The sequence below is a fragment of the Mycobacterium marseillense genome (assembly GCF_010731675.1).
Taxonomy (GTDB): domain Bacteria; phylum Actinomycetota; class Actinomycetes; order Mycobacteriales; family Mycobacteriaceae; genus Mycobacterium; species Mycobacterium marseillense.
The window spans coordinates 3,515,287-3,534,896 of sequence record NZ_AP022584.1; the positions used below are offsets into that span (position 1 = coordinate 3,515,287).

Below are 19,610 nucleotides of genomic sequence, written 5' to 3' on the forward strand. Positions count from 1 at the left end.
CGCACGCGGGATTTCATGCTCGGCGCCGGCCCCGGGCGGAGCCTCGTCGTCGGGGACGGCATCGTCGAACCCATCAGCCCCATTGCGACGCGGCCAGTTCGCGCTTGACGACCTTGCCGGCTGCGTTGCGCGGAAGATCGTCGTGGGAGATGAACCAGCGGGTCGGAACCTCAAAATAGGCCAAGGCGGCAGTGGCGAACGCAGCAAGTTCTGCCACGGTCGCTGCGGCGGTGCGGCGCAACACCACAGCAGCAGCAACCTCTTCACCGAGATCGTCATGTGGAAGTCCGATCACCGCGGCATCCAGCACGGCCGGGTGCTCTTGTAACCTCGCTTCGACCCGGCGCGCGGACACATTCTCACCTCCGCGGATCACAACATCCTTTCCCCTGCCGGTGAGGTATAGGAATCCGTCGGTATCCACGCGTCCCAAATCTCCTGTCCGCAACCAGCGCTCAGCCGTAATCACCGAAGCGTCCGATTCGTTCCAGTAGCCGACCATCACGCTGGGGCTACGGACAAGAATCTCGCCTACCCCTTCGTCGTCCTCATTCTCAATGGCCAACTGGACTGTTAGCAGTGGTCTGCCAACGGAATCAGGATGACGCATTAGATCGTCTCCGACAGCGACGCTCACCGCTCCACCAGCCTCGGTAAGGCCATACGAAACGGCGGCACCTCGTTTGACTTTCGGAAACCGTGCGATGACCCGGTCCCAAAGGCCCTTCGGCACGGGAGCCGCCCCCATCACGAGCGATCTCAGGGCAACTTCGTCCTGAGCATCCTGCGGACTTTCCTCGAGCGCGTCCAACACGCGCGAGACCATGGTCGGCACTGCCGACCACACCACGATTTTGTGCTCTCGTAAGAGTCGAATCACTTCCGAAGGATCGAATCGGCCCTTGAGGAATGCCATGGTCCCACCCGTGACGATGGAAGAGAGCAGCTGTTGTACCGCGCCGATGTGAAACAAGGGAACCGACATCAACGAGGTGCGCCTCGACGCATCGTGGCGTACGGAAAGTTGATCCGAGTTGATCAGCGAGTTTTGAGTGGCGGCAATCAGATTGCGATGACTAAGAACAGCACCCTTTGGGCCGCCCGTGGTTCCCGAAGTAAAGATGATCACGGCCGGTTCGTCTTCGTCTGCACTTAGATCTTCGACTGCCTCCTGGGCGGCTTCGGAAAAAGTCAGTTCGTCGAAGCGAATGGCAGCTACACCCTCGGGAATCAATGCCAGGCGACGGTCGTCGGCAACGACAAGCCGCGGACCCAACGCGGCTACCACGTCGGAAACGACATCGCCACTCCACCAAGCATTTCCGGCACTGACCACCCAGCCCTGGCTCACGCACGTCCAGAACATGACGACCCATTCTATGGAGTTCGCACCTAGCAGCAGCACGCGATCGCCGCGGCGAAGTGAGTGCCGCGATCGAAGCTGCTCGGCAAAGCTGGCCGTGGCTCCCGACAACGCGTCGAATGTCAGCGTCCGGTCACCCTGTATAACGTATGGCTGGTCTCCCAATCGGACAGCATTCCGCAGCAGTTCGGCAAGCGAGCGCGGTCGTGATTCGAAAACTTTGCAAGGCGAACCGAGTACGTGCTCGGTAACCACATCGGTACCCCACGAACCGACGAGCTCAGGCATCGTGTACGGCAGCCGACGATGCCGACTGAGCTTCTTCTCGATAGTCGGCGAAGTTCCGATCGCGGTCGGACAAGCTGTCGCGAACGCCTTTGGACCTCATGGATTTCATGAATTCCCTCGACGATCGCTGATGGAACCCGATGGCGTTGAGCTCCGCGCATGCCCGCATCCCGGTCCGAATCCCTGCTGCCTCCATCGCTCGATGGCAAGCCCGCTTGTTCAGAGCCAGGATGTCAGCGGGAACCTTGCTCACGCGCTCGGCGACGCTGACAACGGCATTTTCCAATTCGTCCGCTGGAAAGCTTCGCGTCGCGAATCCGAGTTCGGCAGCCTCCTTACCCGAGATCCAGTCGCCGGTGAGCAACGCCTCCATCCCCCGCCGCATCCCAAGCAACCACGGCTGCCAGACCATGTCAGGCGTCGACATCGAGCGCACGGGTGGGTAACCGACTCTTGCGTCGTCGGCAATGTAGACCACGTCGCACGCCGCGGCCAGTTCGGACCCACCAGCAAGGCACCACCCGTGGACCTGAGCCACGATCGGCGTTGCGAGATCCCACATCTCGAACCAACCGGCGATGACATGCCTCGGCCACCACCCGTCGACCTTCGATGTGTGACGTTCCACCGGACGAACCCAATTCTCGAGATCGTATCCGGCCGAAAAGCATTTACCGGCACCACGGATGACGATCACTGCAACGTCAGGTGACGAGTCGGCCGCGCGCAATGCTTCGAAGAGGGCCAGGCGGAGCTCATCGCTGAGCGCGTTCCGCTTCTCGGGTCGGTTGAGGGTCAAACGACGAACCCGCGAAACGGGGTCGTCAACAATGATCAGTTCTTGGGACATGCGACAGACTCCTCGGTGCTTGGAAAGCCAGGGCTACGCCATCTGGTCGGCCCGTATCCGGCGTCGACGATCAGCTTCTAAAAGGTAAGTACTTACTATATACTAGCTTTCGATTGGTTGCGAGAAGGAGGCCTATGAAATACGACCGGAGCGAATTGCTCATCGGCGGGGACTGGCGTGGCGAAGGAACGGGTTGGATTCCCGTGATCTCTCCAGCCACTGAGCATGTGGTGACGGAAGTCCGCCGCGCGGAGACCGCAGATATCGACCTCGCAGTGACCAAAGCCCGTGCAGCGCTCGAGTCGGGGCCATGGCCGCGGATGTCCCGTAGCGAACGCGCGGAGTTGATTCTTTCAGCGGTGCGCCAGCTAGCCCAATCGACCGATGACATCGCCACGGTTGTAACCCATGAGATGGGCGCACCTTTCGCCGACTTACTCAAGTATCAGATACCCGCCGCCTTGGCCACGGCGAAGGCGTTCGTGCGATTCTGCGCCGATGTCGCAGAACAAAAGACGCGGAAGGGTCGTCAAGGATGGGCCCTCATCGAGCAGGAACCGGTTGGCGTCGTCGGCGCTATAACGCCGTGGAACGCCCCGTTCTACTTCAGCATCCTGAAGGTCATCCCCGCCCTGCTGGCCGGCTGCACCGTCGTGCTCAAGCCCGCCGAGGAGACCCCGGTCAGTGCGTTCTATCTGGGCGAAGCGCTCTACGCGGCGGGGCTTCCCGAGGGAGTTTTGAGCATAGTGCCGGGCGGCAGCACGATCGGAAAGTACCTGGTCGCACATTCCGGCATCGACAAAGTGTCATTCACCGGAAGCACCTCGGCGGGAAGGGAAATCGGCGCGGTCTGCGGAAGGCAGCTCAAGCGCTCGAGCTTAGAGCTCGGCGGGAAGTCGGCCGCCATAGTCCTCGAGGATGCCGACCTCGGCGTGGCGATCCAATCGATGAGTGCGGGCGTCTTCTACAACACCGGCCAGGTGTGCGCTGCGCTCAGCCGGGTACTCGCCCCTGTAAAGCGGTACCGGGAGGTCGTCGACAGCCTCTCCATTGCCGCGAACCAACTTCGCGTAGGGGACCCGTTCGACCCAGCCACCGACGTTGGGCCTTTGGTCTCGTCGCGACAACGTGATCGGGTCGAAGGCTACCTCGCGTTGGCCGAAGCCGAGGGCGCGGTCCTCGAGACCGGTGGACATCGGCCCCCCGACATCGGCCATGGCTACTACATGCAGCCAACCGTGTACTCCGGAGTCACGAACGACATGAGAATTGCGCGCGAAGAAATCTTCGGCCCGGTGGTCGTGGTGATTCCCTACGATTCCGTCGACGAAGCCGTCGGAATCGCCAACGACTCCATCTACGGTCTGCACGGCGGGGTCTACACGAGCGATCCGAAGACGGGGGTAGATGTCGCGCGGCGACTCATTACAGGCGCCGTCTCGGTCAATTCGTTCACGCTCAATTCGGATGCTCCGTTCGGCGGACGGAAGTGTTCGGGCTACGGCCGGGAGTTCGGCCCGGAGGGTATCGCAGAATATCTCGAGTACAAGACGATCAACGTGCCGGAATTTGTAATAGAGGAGGTCGCTAGCGCCGGACATACCGGCGTTTGAGCCAACAATTGCCGTAACGGGACTATCGCACTGCACAACAGGAATCGCGCAGAAGCAGCCGATAGAGAACCGCAGTCCGCCGATTCACATCCGAACCCCAAAGACGAGTCGAAAGATTGGTGAGGAGCATTGAGTGGCTGACAACGAGGCTTCAGGTGACACACCAGAACGCACTCATCAACGGAAAAACGCCCGCCGTGCTCCTGGCGAGGGGCGGCTATTACTCTTGGACGCCGCGAAGGAACTATTTGCGGAGTCGGGGTACGCGCGAACGACAACCCGGATGATTGCCGAACGCGCGGGCGTAGCTGAAGCTTTGCTGTTCCGAAACTTCGGCTCTAAGGCCGCCCTCTTCACTGACGTGACCTTGGGACCTTTCAAGCAATTCATCGACGATTGGAAGAGTGAACACGGTGACGACCAGGCAGGAACTCCGCCTGAAGAACTCGCACCCGAACTGATCGGACGGTTCTACGACCTCTTCCGTGACAACCGTGGATTGATGATCACCTACATCGCGACGAGCGTGTTCGATCCCGAAGTTGTCAGCCTGGAAAAGGCACCGCTGTTCATGGAAACGATCGACACCCTCGCACGGTGGAGCGAAAAGACGTTCATCGATGCTGGCGGGGTGGATCAGGTCGATATTTTGGTGGCCAACCGGGCATACGTCGGCATGCTGTTGTCGATGGCCCTGTTCGAAGACTGGTTGATGACCAAGGTCGGCCGGCGTCCGAGCAGAGACCAGATCGTTGCAGAGTTGTCCCGATTGATTCTGTACGGAATGAGCCGCCCAGGTCATCCCGGTTCGCACCCCGCCGCTCAAGGCGATACAGCTACGCATGGCCGAGACTAAATCGCTCTGCTGGTTCCCGCCCAGTACGGGTCACGGAGTTTTCTCTTGAATATCTTGCCCGATTCCTCTCGCGGTAATTCAGCGCTGAATTCGATTACTTTGGGTATCTTGTAGTCGGCGATGTGTTCGCGGAGGAACGCTTTGATCTCATCCGGTCCCACTGAGCTGCCCGGGACAGGCTGCACCACCGCCGCGAGCACTTCACCAAGATGCTCGTCGGGAATCCCGAACACCGCGCAGTCAGCCACTTCCGGCATACCCCCCAACGCGGCTTCAACCTCCGCCGGATAGATGTTGGTGCCTCCCATGATCACCAGATCGGCCTTGCGGTCACAGACATAGAGAAAGCCATCTCCGTCCAGGTAGCCCAGGTCACCTGATGCCAGCAGCAAGTTGTCCGCCCCGGTATCGGTGGTCCTACCGTGGTAGGTGAAGCCTGGAAGCATGTCCAGCCGGGAATGGATTTCACCGACTTCTCCCGCGGGCAGTTCCTGCCCGTCGGGAGCGAGGATTTTGACGGTGGCACCCTCGACCGGGTGGCCAACTGTTCCCGGGTGCGCAAGCCATTCCTCGCTGGAGCAGAAGGCGACGGCCCCCGTCTCGGTGGAACCGTAAAACTCGTAGATCACCGGACCCCACCATTCGATCATTCGCCGCTTGACATCAGGAGGGCACGGCGCCGCGGTATGGGTTACATGCACTAGTGAGTCCACGTCGTAACTGTTTCGCACTCGCTCCGGCAGGTTGAGGAGTTGTACGAACATCGTCGGAACCAACTGGAGCGTGGTGATCTTGTATCGATCGATCAGCGCAAGCAGGCCCTCGGCGTCGAATCGAGACTGCAGTACGGCCATGGCCCCAACCTGCAATGCGAACATCGCAGTGGCATTGGGCGCGCTGTGATACATAGGGGCTGAAATGATGGTCCTGCTGCCTTCGGTCAAGCCCAGTGTCTGCTGGGCGGCCACCGCGAATGCAGCACGTTGTTCGGCGGTGAAGGCCTGCCGCCGCACCCCTTTGGGCCGCCCTGTGGTGCCGGATGTGTACACCATGCTGGTTGACGAAGTCCGGGGTGGTCCGTCCCATGGGTCCTGGGCGCCAAGCCACGCCGCCCAGTGAATGTCGCCATCGGACGCCGCCTGGTCGCTCGCGGTACCGCCATGAGATTGGACCACGTGCTCAGGTGCATCGACGACGATCACCCTGACCGCCGATGATAATTCATCGCGAATCGGGCCAAGGAGATCCGCATGAGCGATCAGTACCGAGGCGCCTGAATCTTCCAGGATGTACTGGACTTCGGCGGCCTTGAAATGCCAGTTGATCGGTACCGTTATCGCGCCCAGCATCCCGGCTCCAGCGGTCACCTCCAGGATGGGGACATCGTTTCGCATGAGAAACGCCACGCGGTCTCCGTCACGTACGTTCAAGGAAGCCAAACCACTGGCCACCCGTGCAGCGTTGGCGAGAATCGCTGCCCGAGAATGAAATTCGGCACCCGAGAGGAAGCCTGGGTTCGTTGCGAATGCGCCATCTGCCGTGCTCGTCACGATTTCACGTCCCACTCTTCGTTGGTCGGCCAAGCGTCGCGCAGCAACTGCTTGACCACCTTTCCCGTGGCGTTGGTTGGTAGTTCTTCGCACCGCATCCACCATCGACTCGGAACTTCGAAGTACGCCAATGTCTCCGAAACGAACGCCTTGAGTTCGGCGGGCACTATCGTCCTTCCTTCACGCGGAACCACCACGGCCGCGACGGTTTCGCCGAACTCCTCGTCCGGCATACCGATCACTGCTACGTCGGCAACCGCTGGATGTTCTCTGATCGCGGCTTCCACGTTCGCTGCTGCGATGTTCTCACCGCCGCGGATGATCACGTCCTTAATCCGGCCCTCGATGAACAGATAACCTTCATCGTCGATGCGCCCGATGTCGCCGGTGTGAAGCCAGCCCGCCGTATCGATGACGCTTGGCTCGGGACTCGCGAGATACCCGGTCATGTTTGTCGGAGAACGAGCGATGATCTCACCCTTACCTGAGTCGTCGGGGTCTTTGATTTTCAACTCCACAACAGGGAGTGGCCGTCCAACCGTGCCCGGCCGGGAATGCATGTCCCGGCCCGTGGCGACAGTCAACGTGCCCCCTGCCTCCGTCATGCCGTAAATCGTTCCGGCGCTGCGAACGGTGCTCGGAAATGCCGCCCGGACCTGCTCGATCATCTGGGGTGTCACTCGAGTTCCGGAGACGGTCACGGATCGCAGGCTCGAGGTGTTGCGAGCTGTGATGTCGGGATGATCGATTACGCGGTTGATCATGGTCGGCACGGCTCCCCAAGAATGCACCCGCTCCGTCTCGATGAGCCGGAGAATCGTCGCGGCATCGAAACGTCCGATGTGAATCACGAGCTTGCCGCCCGTCAGCAGCGCACCGAAGATCGACTGGATTCCACCCATGTGAAAGAGCGGCACTGTTATCAGTGTGATGGCGCCCTGATGATCCGCGGGCAGATCCGACGGCAACCGCTTCTTCACGACGAGGAAGTTTTGTTGATTCGCGATCACCGACCGGTGAGAGAGTTCGGCTGCCTTTGGCGCACCCGTTGTGCCGGAGGTGAATACAACGACCGCGGGCAAATCCTCCTCGAACGGACCCTCCTCGACCAGCGACGAACCGCACCTCGTCGCCGTCAAATTCAGCGGTATCCGCATCACCGGATACTCATCCGGGATCATCTGCGCGCGGCGATCATCAGCGATCACCAAGACCGGCGTCGCCACCGAAAGCGCGTGATCGAGCTCTTTACCACTCCACCATGCGTTACCGCTTACCACCGTCGCACCCGAAGCCAGCACTGCGAAAAACGCCACAATCCAATCCGCGCTGTTCCCACTGAGCAACAGCACGTGATCGCCTGACCGCACGCCATGCGCTTCACGAAGCTGCCACTTCACGGCATCAACACAGCCCAGAAACTGGTCAAAAGTGAGTCTGCGATCGCCCTCAACGAGGAACTCGCGTTCGCCCCACCGGACGGCGTCTTCCAGGAATCCACAGACGGTGCGCCACCGATTCACATAGGCCAAATAGGGTGGGGTCGTGTCGAGGCGTTCGACATCGGTGCCCCAGTTGCTCTGATCATGCATTGCTGAGATCACCTGTCCTCCACGGTAATCGAGTGGCTGGCGACGTCGAATGTCCCGTCACCTACAGCGCGAACGCGCCGACCGCAGAACTCCTCCGTCATCATCTCTTCAGCCAAGGAACTGTTATCGCTCGAAAGGATCATCCGTCGACCGTCGGGCGTTTCGGTGACCGCAATCGCCCTGGCCTCACCCGGTTTGCTTTTTCTCGGTGCCAGCACGGTATAGCCGACAATCGATGCGGTGCCGACATGGTTCTCAATGAGTTCCTTTGGAGGACATTGCGAAACAAAGTTGTTTGACACGTCGAATGATCGGAACTGGTTCTGCGCCGGCAGTGCTGACCACACTGAGAACGCCTGCTTAGTGAGCACGCCAGATACTGACGAAATCAACCCCGTGCGATCCGTATCACGCAGGACTAGCGCAAGTTGGGCAGTGGCGTGAAGCACAAAATTATTGAACGGACCGCCCGCATAACGCATTCCGCCCATGAAAGACGGAATCGGCGTGTCTGAAGTCAGGCCCAATGCCGCTGCATGGGATTGGATCGCGATCGGAAAGCAAGAGTATAGCTCCACCAGATCAAGAGCTTGCGCCGTTATTTCGGCGTGGCCGAGGGCAGCCGCCGCGGCCTGTCGAGCGCCTGGCGCCTCCCCCAAATTCTTCCGACGAGTCAGCGGCACCATCGCATTTGACAGGGCGCTTGACACCGGATAGATCCATCGCGAGGGGTCGACCCCAAGCTGTCGCGCCTTATCGACTGACGTGAGAAGCAAGGCAGAAGCTTGGTCCACGCTCCAGCGGCTGACGTGCTCATTACGGTATGGGAATGCAATAACCGGATTGTCCGGAGCATCGGAAGTAACGGCGTCAACAGTTACCGGCGAACGCTTCCACGCGTAGGGGTTGCGCGCCGCGATCTCGCTAAGCCCGCTGTAGAGCGCCGCGGTATCGGACAGGTCGTCATTGACCGACTGACCGCGGGCCGCACGAGCCGCCGTCGCAATGATTGCGTAGGCACCGACGGCATCTTGACCGAGACCCGCCGCGATCTCTTCGGGAAGCATGATCGACGAGTCTGCACGCCACGCCTCATCAGGTTCCGTTTCCTGCTGCTCGTCGTCGAGTTCAAGACCACGCTTGGTTGCACACAACAGGCGAAAGCCCGCCTCGCCTCCGGTGATGAGGCAGACATCCGCAGCTCCGTCCACGATCTTGGTGCACGCGTCCGCCAGAAGCGATTCTTGCAGTACGCCCACACGGGCCAAGATCGAAGTCGCCGTGGTTGCTCCGAAGGACGTGGCGATCGCACGGCCGGGATCGCGGTAGTGCCAACGCCCCTTTGGTACGTACACACGATCAATCTCTGTGAGCACCTCCGGCTTGCCGGCGTCTTGCGCCGCAGCGGCAGTCGCTCGCCGCATCAGCGTGAGTGGCTCGTCTGCAATTAAAGGCTCGGCGATGCGCTGGCTCTCGAGACCGACGCCAACTAAAACGGGAGTTCGACCAGCGACCTCGCGATGATCACGAATCACCCGCGTCATCACAATCCTGTTGAAAGACAACGGTCGCCGAGGCCAACGTCGTCTTGCCTACTCGATCGTTCTCCAGCCATAGATCCAGGTCCACCACCGGTCTGCCTTTGGAGTCGATTTGCTTCTGGCAAATCTGGCCACCAGAACACACCCTGTCACCGAAAGAGTTCATTTGACGCATCCGAAGTGTGAATCGCTCGATCCATCCAGAATCACCCACCCAGTCCGAGGCGACCTTGAACAACATCGCACTAGTCCAGCCCGTGTTGAGGAACACCGAACTATGTCCGCTGTCGAGGGCGAACCCGAGGTCGTGATGCACACGATTCCAGTCTTGTGATCCGCTGACCTGCAGTGCGACAGTGGTCCAATCCACTGTTACTTCAGCGCCTATCAGCTGCTGATCAACCTCGACTTCGGCCCATTCGGGCCCGCCCAATGCACGCTCGTTCCCCCGCCTATTCATCGCCGCCGTCACTTCCCTCGGCAGCAATCTGGCGCTTCGAACGGTGCACGAGAACCGAATTGCGACACGCCGCAACGAACTGTTCACGTTGATTGGTAAAGCGCCGCTCGGTGACGATGCAAACCGCCTGCGGATCGATCTTGATCGGCTTGAAGAAAATATCGGCAATTCGCGTCTCCGACGAGAGCCGGTCCCCGATCCGTACTGGTCTCCTGTACTCCCACGCCACCTCGAGGTTGATGCCTCGGTCACCTGGAGTTGGTACACCATATGTCCAGCCTGGGCGACGGACACCCGACTTCGGTTTCCGAGGCCATGGCCCCCCACCCGCGAAATAAGGCAGGAGCGGACCCGGTGCGATAACCTCGCCATACGGTCCGCTACGGGCCACTTCAGGATCGAGAAACAGCGGATTCAAATCGTGGATCATGTTGCAGTAGCGCCGTATCGGATCGTATTCGACCGGGTACCTTCCTTCGCTGCGGTCGACGACCACACCGATCCAATCAGACCTGACACAGTCGATGTCGTAATCATCGCGCGTCAAGATGTCTCCAGACTCGAATGGCGAAGCGAGTGGGCAACGATTCAACCCGGTGGGTGGTCCCATGGGCACGTCCATTGAAGTTAATTTAGCTTATTAGTGAGTACTTGCTTACAAGCCTATATCGATGTCTCGCAGGAAGTCAACATGCGTCGTGTCGTCTGACAGCTGCGCGCCGATGCCCGCGGCGAGCTCGGTTGAGGGCGGGCGGCGCCCCCGGCCTTCCAACCGCGGTTGTCGCCAACGGCCGCTATTGAACAAAGTAAGCACTTACACTTACTATCAGCTTTATGACCGACCCTGGCGTCGAGCCGGACGCTACCTACGTCGAACGTCTGGCGCTCGACTTGATCGGGCTCAACAATCCTCGGACCATGCGCCGCCGAGAGTTCCTTGGGCTCTGGTTCGACGCCGGACTCACCTGGGTGCACTTTCCGAAGGGGCTTGGCGGGCTGGGCATTTCGCGCGGCCTACAAGCAGTAGCTGATCGCGTGTTGCGCGATGCAGGCGGCACACATTCGTTTACCGCCAACCCCATCGGGTACGGAATGGCCGGCCCAACACTAGTCGAACATGCTCGACCCGAGATTGCGCGAGAGCTGTTGCGTCCACTAGCTAGTTGCGAACACATCTGGTGCCAACTGTTCAGCGAACCGGGCGCCGGCTCTGACCTGGCCGGCCTCGCCACGATGGCGGTGCGCACTGGTGACGAATGGGCGGTCAACGGGCAGAAGGTTTGGACGAGCGGTGCTCAGGTCGCTCGGTACGGATTGCTGCTTGCCAGGACCGACCCCGACGCTCCCAAGCACAAGGGATTGACCTACTTCGTCGTCGACATGCATGCAGCCGGAGTGGATGTTCGTCCACTCCGGCAGATCACGGGACACGCCGAGTTCAACGAAGTGTTCCTGTCCGATGTCCGAGTGCCGGATGCTCACAGGCTCGGCGAGCCAGGTGAGGGATGGCGCGTCGCGATGACGACGCTGACAAACGAGCGATCGGCCATCGGCGGCGGGGCGCCGGCTCGTGGTTCGGGGACGATCGCCGATGCGCTGTCGCTCTGGCGAAGCCGTCCCGACTTGCACACTCCTGCTCTCCGGCGGCGACTCGCACAGATCTGGGCTCGAGCCGAAGCTCAGCGCATTACCGGGCAGCGTGCGCGGGCGGCCGCGAAACTCGGTTCGCCAGGTCCAGAAGGTGCGATCTCGAAGCTGGTCTGGGCAGAACTCAATCAATCCGTCTACGAGTTATGCATGGATCTGCTCGGTATGGAGGGCACATTGCACAACGGGTACGGCACGGTTGACGTGCTCCCCCGCCGCGACGAGCTTCATTCGATTCCACACTCGTTCCTCCGCTCGCGCGCGAACACCATTGAAGGCGGCACTTCCGAGGTACTGAGAAACATTCTCGGCGAACGCATCCTCGGATTGCCCGGAGATCTCCGGGCGGACGCCAACAAGCCCTGGAGGGAAATTCAACGTGGTTGACCCGCTACCCGGTTATGCCCTCACAGTCGAGCAAGAAGACCTGCGTCAGACTCTTCGACGGTTCCTTGCCTCCACGACGCCCGAAAGTCAGGTGCGCGCGCTCGTGGACACGTCCAGCGGCTTCGACCGGGCCACCTGGAGTCGCCTAGGTGCTGAGCTCGGAGTACTCGGACTCTCCGTCGCCGAGAACCTGGGCGGGTCCGGAGCGGGCTTGGTGGAACAGGCGATCGCCTGCGAGGAATTCGGACGAAATCTGTTCCCAGGACCGGTATTCGGCACCATTAACCTTGCCATTCCACTACTTTCGGCTCTCGAAGACGAATCCGTCCTCCCGTCAGTGATCAGCGGTGAGCGCACGGCTACCGTAGCTTTTCCGCACAGTAGCCCGGTGATGGACCTGTCGGCGATCACTGTGTCGCAGTTCGACGGAGTCCTGAACGGTCAGATGGCACAGGTGGTCGACGGCACCACCGACGTCCTCATCATTGCGGCCAAACGCTCCGACGATTTCGGCCTTTACGTAGTAGAGGACGCCGACCGAGTAGAACTTCCCACGCTCGACCAAACACGCCGCCAGTCGCGGGTGATTCTCGATGATGTTCGGGGTATCGAACTTGCCACTGGTTCTGACGCCACCCGGGCAATCGAGACCGCGCTTTGCGCCGGCACTGCGCTTTTAGCGGCCGAGCAAGTCGGTGGAGCCCAGCGGCTACTCGAGCTCTGCGTCGAGTACGCGGGAACGCGCTGGCAATTCGGTCGAAAGATCGGCTCGTTTCAAGCGATCAAGCACAGGTGCGCCGACATGCTCGTGCTCGTGGAACATGCCCGCTCGGCGGCCTACCATGCGGTCGGTTCGCTACAAACCGGCGCGGACGACGCGCAGCTGGTGACGAGCATGGCGAAAGCGATCTGCTCACAGGCGTTCCTGTCCATCGCCAATAGTGCAATTCAAATCCACGGGGGCATCGGCTTCACCTGGGAGCACCCAGCGCATCTCTACCTCAAGAGGGCCGTCACCGACGCAGCACTCCTCGGCAGTGCCGAGGTGCATCTGGACCGCATCGCATCGATCGTCCTGGATCGTCCTCAAGACACTGCCTAACTCGGGGCTCTGGCTCCACGGTGCGACCCGCGCGCAGGCTCGGGCGACAACCCAACCTCACGGATTTAGGTCGATGCACCGTCACATCGCGCGGCATCCAAATCCGCTGTCAGTGAAGTTGAATTGGAGCGAATCGCGGCATGCAAGGCACACCTTTTCGGATTTCTCCGCCGAACCCAGTGGTCAGGACCGCAGCCGCACCGGCATCCGCTTGACACCGGGAGATGTGGTCGCGCGCATCCGGACGACTTCGCCCGCGAGCTCGATCTTCGGATACCGGCGCACCAACTCCTCGAACACGATTCTCGCCTCGAGACGGGCCAGCTGCGCACCCAGGCACGAATGCACGCCACACCCGAACGCGATGTGCGGGTTGGGATTTCGGATTACCTTGAACTCTTCGGCGTCGGCACCGAAGATCTCCTCATCGCGGTTGGCCGAACCGTAGAGCATCACCACCACCTCACCGGCGCGGATCCGTTGACCGCGGATCTCGGTGTCGGCGGTAGCGGTACGCGCAAAGTTTGTGACTGGGCTCGTCCAGCGCAGCATTTCCTCGACCGCCCCGGGGATCAGTCCGGGGTCCTCAACGATCACGCGGTGCTGGTCGGGGTGGGCGATCAGCGCCAGCGTGCCGAGCGAAACGAGGTTTCGCGTGGTTTCGTTACCCGCGATCAGCAGCAAAAACGAGAAACTGAGCAGTTCCTCGTCGGTCAGCTTCTCACCGTCGACTTCGGCTTGAATCAGCGCCGAGAGCAGGTCATCGCGGGGTTCGACACGGCGAGCGGCGATCAACTTGGTGAAGTACTCGAAAAGCTGGCCCGTCGCGACGAGCGGGTCGAGGTCGATCCCAGGATCGGTGGTCTGTGCCGCGATCGCGTCGGACCAAGCGTGGAACTGCTCCCAATCTTCCCCCGGGGCGCCGAGCATGTCGGCAATCACTTTAGTAGGCAACGGAGCTGAGATCTCTTCGACGAATTCGTGTGTGGCTCCCGGCTCGATCTTGTCGAGAATTCCGGACACCAGCTCGCGGATCTTCGACTCTAATCCACTGACCTGGCGGCGAGTGAAGCCGGCGCTGATGAGTTTGCGCAGCTGCCGGTGCCGCGGCGGATCGGTGAAGATGAGGTTGCCCTCCTGCACCAGGCTCGGCCGCTCAGGGTCGGGAATTGTGATGCCCTGTGCCGAAGAGAACACAGGATTGGTCGATACGAACCGAATGTCCTCGTACTTCAGCAGCGCCCAAAATTTGGCGGCGCTGTTCCAGCACACTGGCTTCGTAGCTCGTAGCTCTTTGTAGACGGGATACGGGTCGCCCACATAGAAGTCGGGGGAATGCAGCGGATACGCGGTCAAGATTCGATTCCAATCAGTGTGCCGATGTTGTCGGTCGATGTGCCGAACGGCCCGACCGCCGAGGTCATGCCGCCGTCGACACACACTGCTGCGCCGGTCATGAAGGACGCCGCGTCGCTGCCGAGGAATGCAATGACCTCGGCAACCTCGTTCGGGGTTCCGATGCGCCCGCTCGGGCTGGTCGGGCCCATTACCTGCAGGAGTAGTTCCGGCTGCTCGTGGAGTTGGCCGAGTATTGGCGTGTCAATCGTTCCGGGGCACACCGCATTCACGCGGATGCCATGCGGAGCGAGATCGACGGCCGCGCTTCGCATCAATCCCAAAACACCTGCTTTGGTCGTACAGTACGCTGCACCCGTTGAGGTGCTGAGAATTCCCATGGCCGAAGCGGTGATTACGACCGATCCTCCTCCTGAGGCGGCCATCCTGCGCCCACATGACTGTAAGCCGAGAAAAGGCCCCCGCAGGTTGACCGCGAGCACCCGCTCCCACTCGGTGAGCGGCACATCGAGCACTGACCCAACCGTCGAGACACCGGCGTTGAGCACCGCGATATGCAATGCACCGTAGTGCTCGACTGTGGCCTCGACCATTCGCTCGTTCTCGTTGGCGTCGACGACGTCGACCACGATCGAGAACGCCTGACCGCCAGCCCGCACGATGTCATCGGCTACGGCCTCGGCGCCAGCCCGGTCGACATCAGCGCAACACACCTTGGCCCCGCACTGGGCCAGGAGCAAAGCGGTGGCTGCCCCGATCCCCGACGCCGCGCCGGTCACCAGGGCGACCCGACCGGCAAGAGTGCGTGTTGACATGGTTGGGTCCTCCGAATCTCACGAACGGGTAGCACGCGTATCCGACAATTGCTCGCTAGCTCTGCCTCATTGGGATACATCATGGTGGACCACACGGTGCATAGCCGACGTCGAGCGTGTCGGGTCACGTTATCAACGCCTCGCGATCAATAGCAAGTACTCACTTTGTCGGATGGAAGATCGCGTCGTACTGGGTGACAGCCTGTTGCCCCGACTCGCTTCGCCGACGACGTTGCGGAAGGCTATGGGTCCGACGGTGTGGATGGCAGCATGGAATTACTGGCGCTTGGAAGACGACAACCACACCGAGTCCTGACATTCGATCGCAAGCACATGACCAGGATGTTGAGCCGCCCTCGGCTGAATCGTTTCGCACCTCAACGCGAACCGGAGGCGACGTGGTCAACACCGCTGTGATCTCTCGTCTCCCTGCTCGTATGCCAACGCATACCAAAGCGCTTCATTGGACAGTGCATACGCCGGCACAATCAGCGGTTAAATCGGAATCTTCGCAGGGCATCCCGACATGTGAGACCACAAATCTCGACATGGATCGGCATGCCGTTCAGAGTTCGTGGTCGATCTCATGATCTTCTCTTCGAGGTCGGCCAGTTGCGTCAGAGGCACGAATGCACGCCGTATCCAAACACGCTTTGTGGATCGGCGTTTCAGGTCGCGCTGAACTCCCTGGCGCCGGCACCAAGTCTTCCTCCGAACGTTCGGCTCCAATCCAATGACATCTTGACGAGCGAATCCAGAGCGGATCAGTTTGCACGACTATGGGTGCCACAGCGGGTCGGCGAAGATGAGGTTGCGAAGTGTCGCACGCTTCGTTGGCTACCGCCAGGTCGCGTGCCCGGTGACGTCGTAGGGAAGGGTCGAGAAGGTGTGGATACCCGGTGATGCGGCGCATACGGCCGGAACCGTGTTTGCGATACGGGCACCCGTGAAGTGGTTGGCGGCCCCCATCGGACTACCCGTTCCGGCGTCCAGCGCTACCTCGGCTGTCAGGCCCGGCTCCCCGGTGATCTTGATGCGATAGCCGCCGTTGCCGGGAGGCTGCGGCCAATGAGGAGCGAGGGTAGCGTCACATCGGGCGTAGTGGTGAGCCATGATCCGGGTCACCCCGTCCACCATCGCCTCGAGGCTGACGTGGATCGCCGCGACGCACCCCGGCTCGATCCTGACGCTTCCGGAGTCAATGAGCTTGTCGGTGACGACATACTCCCAATCCGTTCGTACCTCGTCGATTTCGACGTTCATGGCCTCCGCCATGAGAAGCGGACTCGCCTTCCACCCGAACTCGGCGAACTGCAGCCGAGTGTCGCGCAGCGTATCTTCGACGTCAGGACGGTTGCCCATCCCCATGATGTTGTTCAACAAGGACAGGTCCTCGTAAAACGGCAGGATACAGAAAACCTCCTCAGTGTCGATGCGGTCAAAGCTCACGCACCCCGTGACGAGTTTCGTCGGCAGGTAGTCATCCATGAAACCGGGAGAAATGCCAGTGATGTGAAAGGAGGAGCCCCCCTCCTTGCACGCGGCTTCAAACCGCTCGGCAGTGTCGGGGGCTGACGAGGGAAGGAGCATAGTCAACGGGCTTGACCCTGTTACGTTGATCCCTGCCCGGAGGATTCGGCAGATCTCCTCGGCCACCTCGTCACGGCCGGACCAGTCGGCCCCGGTGTAAACGACGCAATCAGTCTCAAGCTCGAGCAACGCATCGACGTCACGGGTAGCGCGCACGCCCACCGCAGGGAGACCGCACAACTCGCCAGCGTCGAGCCCCTCTTTGCCCGGTGAGTACACCCGCAGCCCCACGAGCTCCATGCGAGGGTCCGTGATGATCGTCCGCAGGGCGGAGCGACCAACGCTTCCTGGCCCAAAGTGGGTAACTCGATACATCTAACGCCCCTTCTGATCGGTTCGAAATAGATTGAATAACACCAGCATTTGCGTAGCAAACACCAGGACTGCAAATGCTGTCAATGCCTGTGAAGTAGCCACTCACTATTTTTGTTTGCCAGCTGATAGGTTCTGGTCGTGACGGATTTGAGACTCGACTTCGAAGGCCGACGACGCTGATGGCAACTGCAACGCCGAGGTTCGTGAGGCCGACCATCGGCGTTGCACCGGCAGATAGACGTCAATCTGGATCCGCTTCGCAAACGAAAGGCGAGAGTGTGTGCTGGAGGCCGGGCAACAGGCGTGAATAACTCGACACGATCGACGGGTCGTCCCGGTTCGCTCTGTGGCGCAGGACAATCCTGCCTATCGTGACGCGCTTGCCCCAGCTATCACGTGGCTACAAAGCTCGGCCGATCGTCACCTCGTGATGATGAAGTCATTGTCGCGATGCACGGTCAATAACGCGGTCATCCGTTTGCGGTCGAACGGCCAGAGGTCGATATGGTTGTCGTCGGCGAAGTACCAAGAGTTGCAGCCCGTCGTCCATACGGTAGGACCCATGGCCTCGGCTACGTCGTCGACGAAGCGGCTGGTGGCCTCCTCGGTGACTTCAACGGTGGTGATGTCGCCGTCGCGGAATCGCTGCAACCAGCCGGTGATATAGCGTGCGGTCGTCTCGGCTACCAGTTGCAGAGACATCGATCCGCTGGGCGAGTTCGGCCCAAGAATCGTGAACAGGTTTGGGAATCCAGGGATAGCGGTCATCGCCCAAGCCCGCGGGCCCTTGGCCCAGGCGTCATCGATGGACAGCCCATCGCGACCCCGCAACGCCATCGGCCGCATGTAGTTGTGTGCCTCGAAGCCGGTCGCGAGGATGATCGCGTCGACGTCATGATGGACGCCATCTGCGGTTTCGATTCCCGCTGGGGTGACCTTCGCGATGGGCTCGCTGACTAATCTTGCGTTCGGCCTCGCAATGGCGCGGTAGTAATCGCCGGACATCACCTGGCGTTTGCAGAATGGCTGGTAGTCCGGAGTCAGCGCCGCGCGCAGAGCCCGGTCTCGAACCAAGACGCGCAGACAAGTGCGGGCATACGCCTGCGCCATTCGCCTTCGCCAGGTAGGACGGATGACCAAATCGACTGCGAGATCCGTTCCAATGCGCTGGATCCAGTCCACTATCCATTCCAGCCCAGGAACCGCCGAAAGCGCCCGACGGACGATACGCGGTTGCGGCAACGTCATCGGCATCCACATCACCCATTGCGGAGTGCGGGTGAAGTGCGAGATATGGGCAGCTTCGGGCTGCAACGCCGAGAAGACCTGAACCCCCGTTGATCCGGTACCGATCACGGCGAGGCGTTTGCCAACGGTGTCGATATCCTGCCAGCGAGCGGTGTGCACTATCGGTCCAGCGAAGGAGTCCAGACCCGAAATCACTGGGATGAAGGGGTGATGCAGCACACCAGTGGCCGAGATGAGGAAATCAGCGTCGAACCGCTCTCCAGTTCCGGTCTCGATTCTCCACCGATTGTCCTTGAACTCGGCGGAGGTGACCTCGCACCCCAGCTTCAGATGCGGTTGAAGCTGTAACTGATCGACCACGTCGCGGTGATACCGCTGGATCTCTGCGCCCGGAGCCCAGAAATGCGTCCAATTCGGATTAGGGGCGAAAGCAAATTGATACATGTGCGACGGAACGTCACACCTCAAACCAGGGTAGCGATTCCAATGCCATACACCACCGACGTCGGAACCCTTTTCCAGGATGACGAAGTTGGTGAAGTCGGCCTCCTGCAACGCGTGAGCAGCAGCGATCCCGGCCATGCCAGCACCGACGATGACGACTCGCGGCTCCCGCCGAACACTTTTCGCGGCATCCGCGTGTCGATGTGCTCGAGTCAATCCGGTTCTCCGATCACGCTTATTGATATCTCAGGCCCACGGCGATTGCAGGCCGATCATCACAAAGTCGCGGCTGAGACATCTGCGACAGAGGCACGCGCTCTCCGTCGTTCCACGCTTGCCTCTGTCGCTGATGTAACAGAACCTAGCATCGCCGGTAGATATTAGCAAGCGCTTACTTATGTCACGGGTTAGCCCGCGGTTGGGTACGGCAAAACGCTCGAATAGCCACCGCGAGCCATCGTGAGCAGAGTGCGCTCGCCAATTACACACCCCGAGGACGCCGGTTGCCGTTCCAGTGCGCCGTCGGTCTTGTAGACAGTGAGTACTTACCCCTATAGTTCTGCCCATGGCCGAAACAGGTCTTCCGCGCCAGC

The 19,610-nt window shown here is 60.6% G+C and carries 15 protein-coding genes; 4 read left to right on the top strand and 11 right to left on the bottom strand.

The annotated features are described in order from the left end of the window. Positions 1 to 73: 73 nt before the first annotated feature. Positions 74 to 1,651 carry a class I adenylate-forming enzyme family protein gene (locus G6N26_RS16180; protein ID WP_083019395.1) on the bottom strand — a complete coding sequence of 526 codons (1,578 nt, stop codon included), beginning with the start codon at positions 1,649 to 1,651 and terminating at the stop codon, positions 74 to 76. Then, complete coding sequence (locus G6N26_RS16185; protein WP_083019393.1) at positions 1,644 to 2,501, bottom strand: enoyl-CoA hydratase-related protein; 858 nt, start codon at positions 2,499 to 2,501, stop codon at positions 1,644 to 1,646. Before G6N26_RS16185 ends, G6N26_RS16180 begins: the two co-directional genes overlap by 8 nt. Positions 2,502 to 2,635: 134 nt before the next feature. Here G6N26_RS16185 and G6N26_RS16190 point away from each other — a divergent pair, with 134 nt between their 5' ends. Both G6N26_RS16190 and G6N26_RS16195 read left to right on the top strand, forming a co-directional pair. Beyond that, complete coding sequence (locus tag G6N26_RS16190; RefSeq protein WP_083019391.1) at positions 2,636 to 4,114, top strand: aldehyde dehydrogenase; 1,479 nt, start codon at positions 2,636 to 2,638, stop codon at positions 4,112 to 4,114. A gap of 133 nt (positions 4,115 to 4,247) precedes the next feature. Further along, positions 4,248 to 4,970 carry a TetR/AcrR family transcriptional regulator gene (locus tag G6N26_RS16195; protein ID WP_083019389.1) on the top strand — a complete coding sequence of 241 codons (723 nt, stop codon included), beginning with the start codon at positions 4,248 to 4,250 and terminating at the stop codon, positions 4,968 to 4,970. On the opposite strand, the gene G6N26_RS16200 is transcribed toward G6N26_RS16195, so the two are convergent. Genes G6N26_RS16200 through G6N26_RS16220 form a run of 5 tightly spaced genes read right to left on the bottom strand, consistent with a single transcriptional unit; the run spans position 4,967 to position 10,735 of the window. Continuing rightward, positions 4,967 to 6,520 carry an AMP-binding protein gene (locus G6N26_RS16200; RefSeq protein WP_197746757.1) on the bottom strand — a complete coding sequence of 518 codons (1,554 nt, stop codon included), beginning with the start codon at positions 6,518 to 6,520 and terminating at the stop codon, positions 4,967 to 4,969. The genes G6N26_RS16195 and G6N26_RS16200 overlap by 4 nt on opposite strands. Then, positions 6,517 to 8,112 (bottom strand): class I adenylate-forming enzyme family protein, encoded by a 1,596-nt coding sequence (locus tag G6N26_RS16205; protein WP_083019385.1) that lies wholly within the window; start codon positions 8,110 to 8,112, stop codon positions 6,517 to 6,519. The genes G6N26_RS16200 and G6N26_RS16205 overlap by 4 nt, the downstream gene beginning before the upstream one ends. A gap of 8 nt (positions 8,113 to 8,120) precedes the next feature. Then, positions 8,121 to 9,656 (bottom strand): hypothetical protein, encoded by a 1,536-nt coding sequence (locus G6N26_RS16210; protein ID WP_139799193.1) that lies wholly within the window; start codon positions 9,654 to 9,656, stop codon positions 8,121 to 8,123. Then, a complete protein-coding gene (locus G6N26_RS16215; RefSeq protein ID WP_139799192.1) occupies positions 9,637 to 10,086 on the bottom strand; it encodes a hotdog family protein in 450 nt (149 codons plus the stop codon). The genes G6N26_RS16210 and G6N26_RS16215 overlap by 20 nt, the downstream gene beginning before the upstream one ends. A 19-nt stretch (positions 10,087 to 10,105) precedes the next feature. Beyond that, positions 10,106 to 10,735, bottom strand: a complete 630-nt coding sequence (locus tag G6N26_RS16220) for an FAS1-like dehydratase domain-containing protein (RefSeq protein WP_083019380.1) — start codon at positions 10,733 to 10,735, stop codon at positions 10,106 to 10,108. Between the two features lie 212 nt (positions 10,736 to 10,947). Here G6N26_RS16220 and G6N26_RS16225 point away from each other — a divergent pair, with 212 nt between their 5' ends. Next, positions 10,948 to 12,147: an acyl-CoA dehydrogenase family protein gene (locus G6N26_RS16225; protein WP_083019378.1), complete on the top strand. Its 1,200-nt coding sequence runs from the start codon at positions 10,948 to 10,950 to the stop codon at positions 12,145 to 12,147. Beyond that, the gene (locus G6N26_RS16230; RefSeq protein WP_083019376.1) at positions 12,140 to 13,249 is read left to right on the top strand and encodes an acyl-CoA dehydrogenase family protein; all 1,110 of its coding nucleotides are present in this window, start codon (positions 12,140 to 12,142) and stop codon (positions 13,247 to 13,249) included. Before G6N26_RS16225 ends, G6N26_RS16230 begins: the two co-directional genes overlap by 8 nt. A gap of 183 nt (positions 13,250 to 13,432) precedes the next feature. Here G6N26_RS16230 and G6N26_RS16235 read toward each other — a convergent pair whose 3' ends face one another. The 4 genes from G6N26_RS16235 to G6N26_RS16250 form a co-directional block, all read right to left on the bottom strand. Then, the gene (locus G6N26_RS16235; protein ID WP_232067604.1) at positions 13,433 to 14,608 is read right to left on the bottom strand and encodes a cytochrome P450; all 1,176 of its coding nucleotides are present in this window, start codon (positions 14,606 to 14,608) and stop codon (positions 13,433 to 13,435) included. Then, positions 14,602 to 15,420: an SDR family NAD(P)-dependent oxidoreductase gene (locus G6N26_RS16240; protein ID WP_083019373.1), complete on the bottom strand. Its 819-nt coding sequence runs from the start codon at positions 15,418 to 15,420 to the stop codon at positions 14,602 to 14,604. The genes G6N26_RS16235 and G6N26_RS16240 overlap by 7 nt, the downstream gene beginning before the upstream one ends. Before the next feature lie 837 nt (positions 15,421 to 16,257). Continuing rightward, positions 16,258 to 17,250, bottom strand: coding sequence for an NAD(P)H-dependent amine dehydrogenase family protein (locus G6N26_RS16245; protein WP_083019372.1), 993 nt, complete (start codon positions 17,248 to 17,250; stop codon positions 16,258 to 16,260). 495 nt (positions 17,251 to 17,745) lie between these two features. After that, positions 17,746 to 19,155, bottom strand: coding sequence for a flavin-containing monooxygenase (locus G6N26_RS16250; protein ID WP_083019370.1), 1,410 nt, complete (start codon positions 19,153 to 19,155; stop codon positions 17,746 to 17,748). Positions 19,156 to 19,610: the final 455 nt, after the last annotated feature.